Raw genomic sequence first — 12842 nt, forward strand, 5'->3', positions numbered from 1 at the left:
TCAAAAGAATTGACACTGATAATGCTATTACATTTTAAGCTATTTATCAAACTTTTCGTATATTAATAGTTATCTATATTGCTGCTCACTAATTATATCAATAATCCTAGATGGTTGTGAAGATTTAAATTCAGTTTCTAGTATATAAATATTATCAAAGGTTTTATTTATCGATTTAGTGTTATTGATGAAATCCTCTCTAGATATATTAACGCTAGTTGAAATAATAGCATCATTAATATTTTGACAGATATAGGTTACTATATCAGTTGTTACTAAGCGTATTGCAATAGTTGTTTTACCACCAGTTAACCACTGAATATCCTTTTTACCTGGCACTATCCAAGTAGTTGGTTGAGGTTGTTTGGAGCATATTTTATCGATTTGCTCATTAGATATTTTAGTGGTATCTGCATATTTGAGTAAATGCTTATAGTTATGCGAGATTATAATAAATCCTTTGCTTGAGTCTCTTTTTTTTAAGTTTATAACTTTTGCTACTGCATCTTTAGAGATGCTGCAACTCAAGCCGTATACTGTATCTGTAGGGATACTAATAACCTTATCGTTTATTATTTCACTAATGATTTTATCCAAATCTTTTGTAAGCATATTCTGTTATGGTTCATGACTTAAACTGAGGATATTTTAACATTTTAGAAATAAAAAAACCTATAAGCTAATAAATCTATAGCTTATAGGTCTAGAATTATTAGAGTATTAGTAAAAGTTAAACTTACTTCTTGTTTAGTTGCTCTTTGATAAGGTCACCAAGAGTTGTAGGAGTCATTTGCTCTACTTTGTAGTTAGACTTGCTAGCTGCAGTATTATCTTCATCAACAGCTTTGATAGAAAGAGCAATACTTCTCTTCTTAGTGTCAATGTTAATAATTCTAGTTTCTATTTCTTGACCTTCACTTAACTCATCACGGACATCTTTTGTATGCTCAGCAGAAATTTCAGAAATTCTGATGAAACCATCGATGTTGTTATCTTCATCAAGCGTAACTACCGCACCATTATCTTGTACTTTAGTCACTTTACCTGTTACTAAAGAACCTTTAAGGTGGATATTTACAAAGTTCTTGAATGGGTCCTCAGAAAGTTGCTTCATACTAAGAGCAATTCTCTCAAGATCAGTGTTTACAGAAACTAATACAGCTTCTACTTCATCATTTTTCTTAAACTCTTTTATAGCTTTAGCTGGGTTATCCCATGCAACATCTGAAATATGTACAAGACCGTCAATACCGCCTTCAAGGCCGATAAACACACCGAATTCAGTGATTGATCTAATTTTACCAGTAACTTTATCATCTGGTTTGTAGTTTTTCTCAAACTCGCTCCAAGGATTAGGTCTGCACTGCTTGATACCAAGAGAGATTCTGTGGTTAACAGCATCTAGTTCAAGTACGATAACTTCAACTTCTTGACCGATAGATACAGCTTTATGAGGATTAACGTTTTTGTTAGTCCAATCCATTTCAGATGTATGAACTAAACCTTCAATACCTTCTTTTAACTTAACAAAACAACCGTAGTCAGTGATGTTAGTTACTGTACCAATAAGCTTAGCACCTACAGGAAGCTCATTAGCGATATTTAACCATGGATCTTCACCAAGTTGCTTAATACCTAGAGAAATTCTTTGTTTCTCTTTATCAAACTTGATTACTTTAACATCAATTTCTTGACCTATAGATAGTACATTTGTAGGGTGGCTGATTCTGCTCCAAGAGATATCAGTGATGTGTAATAGACCATCAACACCGCCAAGATCGATAAACGCACCGAAATCTGTGATGTTTTTAACGATACCTTTAAGAACACTACCTTCAGAGATTTTCTCTAACATAGCATCTCTATCGCCAGAGTTGTTCTCTTCGATAACTGCTTTTCTAGAAACAACGATATTATTTCTCTTAGTATCGATTTTAACAACTTTTAATTCGATATCTTTATCTTCTAAATGAGCTACATCTTTGATAGGTCTTGTGTCAACTAATGAACCAGGTAAGAATGCTCTTAAACCTTCAACATCAATAGTGTAACCACCACGAACGTGATTAGTAATTTTACCAAGAACAGTTTCGTTGTTTTTGAAAGCTCTTTCAATTCTGTCCCAAAGCTCGATTTTTTTAGCTTTATCTCTTGATAATCTAGTTTCGCCGCAGCTGTTATCTAGAGCTTCTAGAACAACATTGATTTTATCACCAGCAGCTACTTCTAGCTCACCATTGCTATTTTTTAAAGAAGACACAGAGATGAATGACTCTGATTTAAGACCAGCATCAATCATTGCGAATTCTTTGTCTATGCTTACTACAGTTGCTTCGATGATTTTACCTATTCTCATCTCTGTTTGCTTAAGAGATTGCTCAAATAGTTTTTTGAAATTTTCTGACATTTTTTGATTTCCATTTCCAGTGTAGTTGGTTGTACACAGTTTGCAAGTACCCACTGGTATTGTTATATAAAAAGTACTAGCAAACAATTATGTAACGTGTAATATTATCTAAGAGATAACAATTCTTCAAGAAGAAAATATTAAAACTTATGTGTGATGATGCAAGTGATGATATTTTTTTTATGCAAAAAGCCTATGAGCAAGCATTATTAGCTCATCAAGCTGGTGAAGTTCCAATAGGAGCAGTACTTGTTAAGGACTATCAAATAATTGCACAAAATTTTAACCAAACTATAATCTTAAATGATCCAACAGCGCATGCAGAAATCTTGGTTTTACGCTCAGCAGCAATAGAGCTAGGCAATTACAGATTAGTTAATACAAAATTGTATGTTACTTTAGAGCCATGTATAATGTGCTTAGGTGGTTTAATTCAGGCAAGAGTGTCTGAATTAATTTATGCTTGCGATGATAGTCGAGTAGGCGCTTTTTCACGTGAAAAGCTCCATAAGAATAAGAATATTAACCATAACCTTGGAATAACAGCCGGAGTAATGGCTGGTAAGTGTAGTAAACTTCTAAAGGATTTTTTTAAACAAAAAAGAAATTAGATTATGAAAAAGGAAAAAATTGTTGTTTTATATGGTGGTGATTCCCCAGAAAGAGAAGTTTCTTTGAAATCTGGTAAAGCAGTTTTGGACTCTTTACTAAGCCAGGGTTATGACGCCGTAGATCTAGATGCTAGTGGTAAAGAGCTAGTAGCAAAAATTCTTGAGTTAAAACCAGATAAATGTTTTATTGCATTGCATGGTGAAGATGGTGAGAATGGTAGGGTATCAGCATTACTTGAGATGCTTGGAATTAAGCATACAAGCTCATCGATGAAATCATCGGTAATTACTATGGATAAAATGATTTCTAAAGAAATATGGATGTATCATCGTATGCCTACACCGATGGCAAAATTTCTCACTGATAAATTAGTTGCAGAAGATGAGATTAGTTTTCCTGTTGCAGTTAAACCAAGTAGTGGTGGCTCAAGTATTGCTACTTTTAAAGTGAAATCTATACAAGAGCTCAAACAAGCCTATGAAGAAGCATCAAAATATGGTGAGGTGATGATTGAGCAGTGGGTGACAGGTAAGGAAATTACTGTAGCTATTGTTAATGATGAAGTTTACTCTTCTGTTTGGATAGAGCCGCAAAATGAGTTTTACGATTATGAATCAAAGTATAGTGGTAAGTCAATCTATCACTCACCGAGTGGCTTATGTGAGCAAAAAGAGCTAGAGGTCCGCCAATTAGCTAAAAAGGCCTATGACTTGCTTGGCTGTAGAGGACATGCAAGAGTAGATTTTATCTATGATGATAGAGGTAACTTTTACATTATGGAGATAAACTCTTCACCAGGAATGACCGAGAATAGTCTATCGCCTAAGTCAGCAGCTGCAGAAGGAATTGATTTTGATAATTTTGTTAAGAGAATAATAGAACAGGCGCAATGACAAAAATTATCAAGAAGTTTTTAATATTAAGCTTTATACTATTAGTAATTTTAGGCTCTGCTATTTTTATTGTTGCTAAAACAGATAAAACAGTTTCAAAGATTGATGTTGTATCTAATGATGGGCTTATTTACATATCTAAGCAAGATTGGATCAATAAAATTGCTACGCTTGATAATAATCAATGGTTTGATGTTAATATTGCTAGTATTGAGAAATATATCTATTCAATCGATGGTGTTGATTATACGCTAGTAAAAAAAGTGTGGCCATCGACATTAGTAATTTATTTATATGACCATAAGCCTGTAGCTTACTGGAATAATAATCAGATTCTTCTTGATAATATGCGAATCATCACCCCAGCGGTTTTTAACTATAATGGCGATTTACCATATATCCAAAGCAAAGATGATAGTAGTAAAGACTATATATATCAAACCTATAAAGAGTTAAATAGTATTTCCAAGCAAAATAATATGCAAATACTTAAAATATCTTATACTGGTAATCAATTTAGTATTTTACTTTCAGATGATATTGAAGTTGTGCTTGGCTCAGTTAAGTTGAAAAAGCACTTAGAATTATTTTTTAAATCTTATACAAAAGTTAAAAATTATAAATCAGTTAAATATTTTGACATGCGTTATAGTGATGGTTTTGCAGTAAAGTATAAATAGAAAAGCATTTATTTTATTGGTTTTCTATGATAATAAGCTTATAATGTAATGTCAGTATATAGTTAAGTAAAGTTATCTGTCTTTGAATTGGGGCTAATTAAATGGGTTTTAGGAATAATAATTTTTGTGCTGTAGATTTGGGCTCACACAAAATAACGGTCGCGATTGGTCAACTTGCTGAGAATAACAGTATAAAAATATTGGGAGTTAGCCAGAAACAGTCAAAAGGGATCAAACAAGGTTCTGTAATTAATCTTGAAATGGCTATGGAAACGCTTAATGCTGCACTTGATGAGGCTAAAATTATAGCAGGTGTAGATGTTAAGGAAATTACTCTAGGAGTTAGTGCTCCTAGTATTAGTGGTTTTAACTCATATGGTTTAGCAGCAGTTGAAAACGGTGAAGTCAGTATTGAAGATTTAGCTATGGCTATTAAGACTGCAAAAGCAGTGCCGATGTCAGCTGATACAGAGATGTTACATGTTTTACAAAGAGATTATATTGTTGATGGTCAACCTGGTGTTACTGAGCCGATTGGCATGTTTGCAGTAAGGCTAGAATCTAATGTTCATATAATAGTAGCATCATCACGCTTATTGCAAAATGTACGTAAATGTGTTTCAAACTGTAGTTATACTATTAGTAATCTTGTTGTTGAGCATTTAGCTGCTAGTAGCGCAACCCTTACTGATAATGAAAAAGAAATGGGTGTTTGTCTTGTAAATATTGGCGCTGATTCAACAAGCTTTTCAGTGTTTGTTGATGGTGGTATTTGTTACACATCAAGTATTAAGACAGGTGGTGCAAGTATTTCTTCAGATATTTCTAAAGTATTTAGGCTTCCTATCGAAGCAACTGAGAGTTTGAAGTTACAATATGGTTATGCTGCAAGTAAATATCTTAAAAACCCTGATGAAAAAATAGATATACCAAACTCGTTAGGTAATGCTAAAAAAAGAATATCATTGCAGGACTTGTCTTTGGTTATTGAAGCTAGAGTGGAAGAGATATTTGAGTCATTATATCGAGAGTTAGATCAACATCGCCTGTTAGAAGTCATATCATCTGGGATTGTATTTACTGGTGGTGGAGCTAAGCTTAAAGGTCTCGCTAGACTTGCCGAAGATATGTTCAGGCTACCAGTAAGGGTTGGTGGTCCTATTGAGGTCTCTGGTGCTAATGAGGTTGTTCATAACCCATCTTATGCAACAGTTGTTGGGCTACTAAAGTATGCAGCTGAAAATAGTGATACAAGTAATGAGCAGAAGATTGATGAAGATGTGATGGAAATAGATGAAAATACAGGTAAATCTAAGAAAAAGATAATCTCATCTGTAAAAGTCTGGTTTTCTAATAATTTTTAAGTTAAGTAGTTTAAAATGGTGAATCTAAAGTAAAGGAGTAAAATATGTTTGATTTTAACGATTCAATGGTTTCAAATGCTATAATTAAAGTTGTTGGTGTTGGTGGCGGTGGTGGTAATGCTGTACAGCATATGTGTGAAGAGGTTTCTGATGTTGAGTTTTTTGCCCTGAATACAGATGGTCAGGCATTATCAAAATCAAAAGTTCAAAATATATTACAAATCGGTACAAACCTAACAAAAGGTTTAGGTGCTGGTGCTAACCCAGAGATTGGTAAGAGAGCAGCAACTGAAGATAGAGCAAAAATTGAGCAACTTTTAGAAGGTGCTGATATGGTTTTCATCACTGTTGGTATGGGTGGTGGTACAGGTACAGGTGGAGCACCTGTAGTTGCAGAAGTAGCAAAAGAAATGGGCATACTTACTGTAGCTGTAGTTACTAAGCCTTTCCCTTTTGAAGGACCAAGAAGAATGAAAGCAGCTGAGCAAGGTATAGATGAGCTGATAAAGCATGTTGATTCGATAATTACTGTGCCAAATGAAAAACTTCTAAGTGTGCTTGGTAAGGGTGCATCGCTAATAGATGCGTTTAATGCGGCAAATGATGTTTTAGGTAACGCTGTAAAAGGTGTATCCGAGCTTATCACTCAACCTGGTCTTATCAATGTTGACTTTGCTGATGTTAGAGCAGTTATGACTAATATGGGTCTAGCAATGATGGGTATGGGCGAAGCTATTGGCGAAAATAGAGCTAGAGAAGCTGCAGAAGCTGCTATCTCAAGCCCACTTTTAGAAGATATTAATCTTGACGGTGCTAAAGGTGTAATTGTAAATATTACAGCTGGTATGGATATGTCTATCGGTGAGTTTGAAGAAGTTGGTGAAGTGATTAGATCTTTCATCTCTGACGAGGCTATCGTGATAGCTGGTACAGTTATCGATCCAGATATGACTGATTCTATGAAAGTGACAGTTGTTGTTACTGGTATAGAGAAAGTTGCAATGAAAAGAGGCTTTGGTGTAGAGAAGACATCTAGCCAGCAACAAGGTGCTTCAAGCTTTTCAAATAAAACATCTGCACCTTTCTTAAGAAAAGAGACTGAGATTGTTACTGGTGCTAGTAATACTCCAAAAACTGATTCTGATGATGTAAATAAATTAGATATTCCTAGTTTCTTAAGAAGAAGATAATAAAAAACAAAAATTAAGAGAGAATAATGAAACAAAAGACTATAGCAAAAGAATTTTCTGTAATAGGTGTTGGTTTGCATTCTGGTGTAGATGTTTCTATGACTGTTAAGCCAGCTGGTGTTGATAGTGGTATAGTGTTTCGTCGTGCTGATTTAACCCCAGTTGTTGATATCAAAGTTTCTCCATCTAGTCTTAAAGAAGCTATAATGTGTACTCTTTTAACAAAAGATGGTGATCAAAATCTATCAGTATCAACAATTGAGCATTTGATGTCTGCATTTGCTATGTTTGAAGTTGATAATGTATTGATTGAGGTTAATGCTCCAGAATTACCAGTAATGGATGGTAGCTCTTATGAGTTTACACAGTTATTAAAAGAGGCTGGTATTGTTGAACAAAATTCTGCTAGAAAAGGTATAAAAATCTTAAAACCTGTAAGAGTTGAGTATGAGGATAAGTTTGCTGAGGTTTTACCCAGTGATACATTAAAATATGAGTTTAAGATTCACTGGAATCACCCTGTAATTGCGGCAACAAATGATCACATAGTTTTTAAGTATGATCTTGATGAGTATATTAATATGGTTTCAAAGGCTAGAACATTTGGTTTCTATGAGCAGCTTGCCTACTTACATCAAAACAATCTTGCTAAAGGAGCATCGTTAGATAATGCTGTTGGTATTACTAATGAAGGTGTCCTTAACGAATGTGGTTTGCGTTATGATGATGAGTTTGTCAGACATAAGCTTCTAGATGCGATTGGTGATTTCTATGTTGGTGGTTATATATTAGGTCATTTCAACTGTTTTAAGTCAGGTCATACTCTTAATAACAAGCTTCTACATACTATCTTTGCTGATAAAGGTGTGTGGGAATATATTTAGTTTTGTCTTAATCTTAATCTGTTAAAATTATATTTTGTTCTTTTATATCGATTGCTAGAGCTTGTTTAATAAGTTTTGTATTTTCATCGTTATGGATTTTATTTATAGCATTTTCACGCTTAATCTCAGAAGGTGATTTTTGACTAGCAGAGATTTTATTCGTTGATAGATTTTTTATATCTAACCTGAAACTAGCATTATTAAGATACTTACCAATACTTGCTTGAAGTTTGACTATACTCTGAGGATCAAACTCAAGAATTTTTTTAGCATCTTCATTAAGTTGAATTTCAAATGTTTCACCATTGTCACTGATAAGATGACTATTAAAAGCTAGTGTTTTTGTGAAGCCTTTTAGTTTTATTCTATTAAGGAGATTAAACCATTTTCTGTCTAATGACTGTTCTTGAGTGTTCTCAGTAACTGTTGAATTATTATTTTGTGTTACAACTGATTTTACAATTTGTTTAGTTTGTTCTGGCTTAAATGTATTTTTAAGCAAGCTTATATTATTTCTAGCAGTTATTGCGTTAGCATCTGTCTTAGAGGTTTGGGCTTTATCAGTTAGGTTTTTTTTTTGAAACGCTATAAGTCTCAGTATAGCCATAGTTACACCAGTTTCGAAATTTGGTGCTAAAGCAATATCTTTTTTGGCAGTTATTGTGAGTTGATACAAAAAGTGTGATTGCTCGATTGATATTTTCGCCAAAATATTATTGATTATATCAACATCAATATCATTAATAGCATCTAATGACTGTGTAAAGCTATAGATACAGCAAGCGAACCAAATTTCGGCGATTTTATCTAGTACAGCATCGGCACTACTTTGTGTAAGTGCTAAATTTTTGACTGTTGGAAGTATAGTACTTGGATCATTATCAATAATCGCATTGATAATACTATATATTTCTTCACTATCGATAATTCCAAGCATTTGCTTAATTTGAGCATGCTTAAGTTCACCACTACAAAAGCTAATAGCCTGATCAAGTAAACTTAAGGCATCTCTTAAGCTTCCTTTAGCATGATAAGCTATATACTCAAGTGACTGCTCATCTGAATTTATATTCTCTTTAGCTAGGACTATTTTTAGTTGATCCTTGATATCAGCCTGTGAGATATGTTTAAGATGAAGTTGTATACATCTGGATAGTATCGTAACAGGGATTTTATGATAATCTGTAGTTGCTAAGATAAATTTAACATACTCTGGTGGCTCTTCAAGGGTCTTTAGCAAAGCATTGAAGCTTTGCTTAGATAGCATATGTACCTCATCAATTAGATAGACTTTATATCGCCCTTGTGATGGCATATATTGAATATTATCCAATATCTCTTTTGTCTCTTCAACACCTGTGCGTGAAGCAGCATCAATCTCAATCAAATCTATAAAGCTATTATTATTGATTGCTACACAGTTTTCACATTTGTTGCAAGGCTCAGCAGTAACACCAGTTTTACAGTTTAGACATTTTGCCAAGAGTCTACCAAGTGTTGTCTTACCAACTCCACGAGTACCTGTAAATAGATAAGCATGGTGGACTTTTTGAGTTTCTAGAACATGTACTAAACTATTAAGAGTATGCTGTTGTCCAGCAACTTCTGAAAATGACTGTGGACGATATTTCCTTGCTAATGCTTGATATGACATTTACAAATTAATTTATTAGAAAATCCTATGATAAATGATAACAGAATTAGACTAAAATAATAAGAGGGTATTTAGATAACGTTTGAATAGTCTCTATTTGCAAAATTTAGCGTAAAAATATAGAATTTATATACAAATTATTACATTTAGAAAATCTCAAAAAATGGAATCTATAAGTTATAAACTTGTGTTAAAAGATCTAATGGCCCGTATTAAATCTTTACATGACTACCTTTGACTATGATGCTAAGAAAGAAAAGTTAACAGAAGTCCTAATGGAACTAGAAGATGGCTCTATTTGGGACAATCCAGAGTATGCACAAAGTTTAGGTAGACAAAAAGTTGAACTAGAAAATGTTGTAAATAGTTATGAGTATATTTCAGAGACATTGGAAACTCTTAGCGAGCTTTTAGAATTGGCAGAGCAGGATGAGTTACTAATACAAGAAATTGCTCGAGATACACAAGATGTGGCTAGTGAAATTGAGAAGCTTGAGTTTCGTCGCATGTTTTCAGATAAAATGGATGCTAATAACGCATTCTTGGATATTCAGTCAGGTTCTGGAGGTACAGAAGCACAAGATTGGGCAGAGATGCTAATGCGGATGTATATGCGTTGGGCAGATAGTCATGGTTTTAAGGTAAGTGTTGATAATGTCTCAGATGGAGATGTTGCAGGTATAAAAGGATGTACGCTAAAAATAGAGGGTGAATATGCTTATGGTTGGCTGCGTACCGAAACTGGTATTCATAGGTTAGTGCGCAAATCACCTTTTGACTCAAACAGTAAGCGTCATACATCTTTTGCATCGGTGTTTATCTCACCTGAGGTTGATGATGATATTAATATTGAAATAAATCCTGCTGATTTACGAGTTGATACCTATCGCGCATCAGGGGCGGGTGGTCAGCATGTCAACAAAACTGATTCAGCTGTGAGAATAACGCATATTCCAACAAATATTGTGGTGCAAAGTCAAAGCGATAGGTCACAGCATAAAAACAGAGATAACGCGATGAAACAGCTTAAGTCAAAGCTATATGAGATGGAACTACAAAAGCGTAATGCTAAAAAGAATGCTCTTGAAGACTCAAAGGCTGATATTGGTTGGAGTAATCAAATTCGTTCGTATGTGCTTGATCAGTCCCGTATTAAAGATCTAAGAACAGGAGTGGAAAACACCAATACTCAAGCAGTATTAAATGGTGATTTGGATAAGTTTATTGAGGCTAGCTTGAAAAGTGGGTTAAAATAGGTTTTATAAAAAGAAGGTTTCGCTACTTACTAGTAAGTTTTAGCGACATGGTTTTTTCATATCGGAAAAGTATGCAAAACTGCCTAGCACTTGCTATCGCTTATTTGCATGATAATTGTATCTACAAAACTCGCGTAAGCTCAAACAGTTGTAGATACTTTTCATTATCATTAGCAAAAGCTAACCGCAAAAGTGCAAAAAATATAGGATATAAAGATGAGTAGTAAATTAAAAGATTCGATAAAAACAGCGATAAAAGAATATTTAGATGCTAATGATATAACAGTTAAAGATGCTGTTAGAGACAAGATTAGAGAGCAAATTAGTAAGTTTTTAGGCGAAGTAAGCGAGATAAATGAGCAGGTTAAAGAACAAGTTGTAGCACTTGTGAAAGAGCATGTAACAGAGCTGCAAGAAAGCTTACAAATCGCCTTGAGAAAAGAAAAGCTAAAAACTTTAGCTCAGCAAAATAATGGCATAAGCCATCCAAATAGTTTCCGAAGAAATGCTGTTGCTACAGAGTTACAAGCTCGCTATGCTGATAAGACTAAGCAAGAATTAGAAGAGCTAGATAACAAACAACAGTATAGTCTAACAGGTAGAGTAGTTCTACGCCGTGTCATGGGTAAGGCATCTTTTATAACACTACAAGATTACACTAGTAGAATCCAAATTTATCTAAAAAAGAGTGACTTACCAGAAGGGCAATATGAAACTTTCAAAAATCTATGTGATTTAGGTGATATTGTAGGTATTTCAGGAACTATGTTTAAGACAAATACTGGTGAGCTTTCTGTAAAAGCAAGTCATTTCGAGATCTTAACGAAGGCGATTCGCCCGCTACCAGATAAATTTCATGGTTTAGCATATCAAAAGATGAGATACCGCCAGAGATATGTTGATTTAATTACGAATGAAAAATCGCGTGAAGTTTTTAAGGTGCGTTCAAAAGTTGTAAGTTTTATTCGTAAATATTTTGATAAATTAGATTTCATGGAGGTAGAGACGCCAATGATGCATGTTTTACAAGGTGGTGCTACTGCTAAGCCATTTAAGACACATCACAATGCTTTAGATATGCCATTGTATTTGCGTATTGCTCCAGAACTTTATCTAAAAAGACTAGTTGTTGGTGATTTTGAGCGTGTTTATGAGATAAATCGTAATTTTAGAAACGAAGGGGTATCTTCGCGCCATAATCCAGAATTTACAATGCTAGAGTTCTATATGGCGTACGCTGATTATAACGATCTTATGGATCTAACAGAAGATATGCTTTCTAAGCTTGTACAAGAAGTTATTGGTAGTGAAGTACTTGAGTATGGAGAGTATAAAATCAACTTTGGTGGTAAGTACGAGCGTATCTCAATGGTTAATTCAATTGTTAAATATAATGATGATATTACCAAAGAAGATTTAGCAACTTTTGAATCAGCTAAAAAGATTGCTGAGAAACTAAAAATAAAAGTCGAGGCTTACCATGAGCTTGGACACTTGATAAATGAGATATTTGAAGAAACTGTTGAACATAAGCTCATTCAGCCAACATTTATCACAGATTATCCAGCAGTAGTTTCACCACTAGCGCGTAGGCAAGATGGTAATCTGGAATTTACAGATAGATTTGAGTTCTTTGTTGGAGCGCGTGAAATTGCAAATGGTTTTTCTGAGCTTAATGATGCTGAGGATCAAGCAGAGCGCTTCAGAAAACAAGTTGAAGCAGCTGCCTCTGGTGATGATGAGGCAATGCCGTATGATAAAGATTATATCCGTGCTCTAGAGTATGGTATGCCTCCTACAGCAGGTCAAGGAGTCGGTATTGATAGACTTGTGATGTATTTAACGAATTCACAATCTATTAGAGATGTGATTTTATTCCCGCATATGAAGCCAGAGTGAATT

11 protein-coding genes are annotated in these 12842 nt (G+C 34.2%); 8 read left to right on the plus strand and 3 right to left on the minus strand.

Annotated elements, in window-relative coordinates; all coding sequences use genetic code 11:
* Nucleotides 1-69: 69 nt before the first annotated feature.
* Together C9379_RS02585 and rpsA are read right to left on the minus strand one after the other, a co-directional pair.
* Complete coding sequence (locus tag C9379_RS02585; protein WP_143384805.1) at nt 70-612, minus strand: L-threonylcarbamoyladenylate synthase; 543 nt, start codon at nt 610-612, stop codon at nt 70-72.
* Between the two features lie 124 nt (nt 613-736).
* Nucleotides 737-2407: a 30S ribosomal protein S1 gene (gene rpsA / locus C9379_RS02590; RefSeq protein ID WP_143384806.1), complete on the minus strand. Its 1671-nt coding sequence runs from the start codon at nt 2405-2407 to the stop codon at nt 737-739.
* A gap of 149 nt (nt 2408-2556) precedes the next feature.
* Here rpsA and tadA point away from each other — a divergent pair, with 149 nt between their 5' ends.
* The 6 genes from tadA to lpxC all read left to right on the plus strand — a co-directional run bounded on the left by tadA (nt 2557) and on the right by lpxC (nt 8030).
* Complete coding sequence (gene tadA / locus C9379_RS02595; protein ID WP_143384807.1) at nt 2557-3018, plus strand: tRNA adenosine(34) deaminase TadA; 462 nt, start codon at nt 2557-2559, stop codon at nt 3016-3018.
* 3 nt (nt 3019-3021) lie between these two features.
* On the plus strand, nt 3022-3912 hold the full coding sequence (locus C9379_RS02600) for a D-alanine--D-alanine ligase (RefSeq protein WP_143384808.1): 891 nt from the start codon (nt 3022-3024) through the stop codon (nt 3910-3912).
* Nucleotides 3909-4592 (plus strand): cell division protein FtsQ/DivIB, encoded by a 684-nt coding sequence (locus tag C9379_RS02605; RefSeq protein WP_143384809.1) that lies wholly within the window; start codon nt 3909-3911, stop codon nt 4590-4592. Before C9379_RS02600 ends, C9379_RS02605 begins: the two co-directional genes overlap by 4 nt.
* A gap of 101 nt (nt 4593-4693) precedes the next feature.
* Nucleotides 4694-5956: a cell division protein FtsA gene (ftsA, locus tag C9379_RS02610; RefSeq protein ID WP_343377508.1), complete on the plus strand. Its 1263-nt coding sequence runs from the start codon at nt 4694-4696 to the stop codon at nt 5954-5956.
* A gap of 44 nt (nt 5957-6000) precedes the next feature.
* Nucleotides 6001-7146 carry a cell division protein FtsZ gene (ftsZ, locus tag C9379_RS02615; RefSeq protein WP_143384811.1) on the plus strand — a complete coding sequence of 382 codons (1146 nt, stop codon included), beginning with the start codon at nt 6001-6003 and terminating at the stop codon, nt 7144-7146.
* A 23-nt stretch (nt 7147-7169) separates the two neighbouring features.
* Nucleotides 7170-8030 (plus strand): UDP-3-O-acyl-N-acetylglucosamine deacetylase, encoded by an 861-nt coding sequence (lpxC, locus tag C9379_RS02620; RefSeq protein WP_143384812.1) that lies wholly within the window; start codon nt 7170-7172, stop codon nt 8028-8030.
* A gap of 13 nt (nt 8031-8043) precedes the next feature.
* On the opposite strand, the gene dnaX is transcribed toward lpxC, so the two are convergent.
* Entirely contained in the window at nt 8044-9684 is a 1641-nt protein-coding gene (gene dnaX, locus C9379_RS02625) for a DNA polymerase III subunit gamma/tau (protein ID WP_143384813.1), read from the minus strand.
* Nucleotides 9685-9847: 163 nt separating this feature from the next.
* Between dnaX and prfB the strand changes: the two genes are divergently transcribed.
* Together prfB and lysS are read left to right on the plus strand one after the other, a co-directional pair.
* Nucleotides 9848-10940 (plus strand): peptide chain release factor 2 gene (gene prfB, locus C9379_RS02630; RefSeq protein WP_343377509.1). Its coding sequence is split into 2 segments (ribosomal slippage): nt 9848-9919 and nt 9921-10940, totalling 1092 coding nucleotides; the frame shifts between segments, so codons are not numbered across the junction.
* A 216-nt stretch (nt 10941-11156) separates the two neighbouring features.
* Nucleotides 11157-12839 carry a lysine--tRNA ligase gene (lysS, locus tag C9379_RS02635; RefSeq protein WP_143384815.1) on the plus strand — a complete coding sequence of 561 codons (1683 nt, stop codon included), beginning with the start codon at nt 11157-11159 and terminating at the stop codon, nt 12837-12839.
* The last annotated feature ends 3 nt before the right edge of the window (nt 12840-12842 follow it).

Origin of the sequence: Francisella-like endosymbiont (genome assembly GCF_003069505.1) — a bacterium.
GTDB lineage: Bacteria > Pseudomonadota > Gammaproteobacteria > Francisellales > Francisellaceae > Francisella.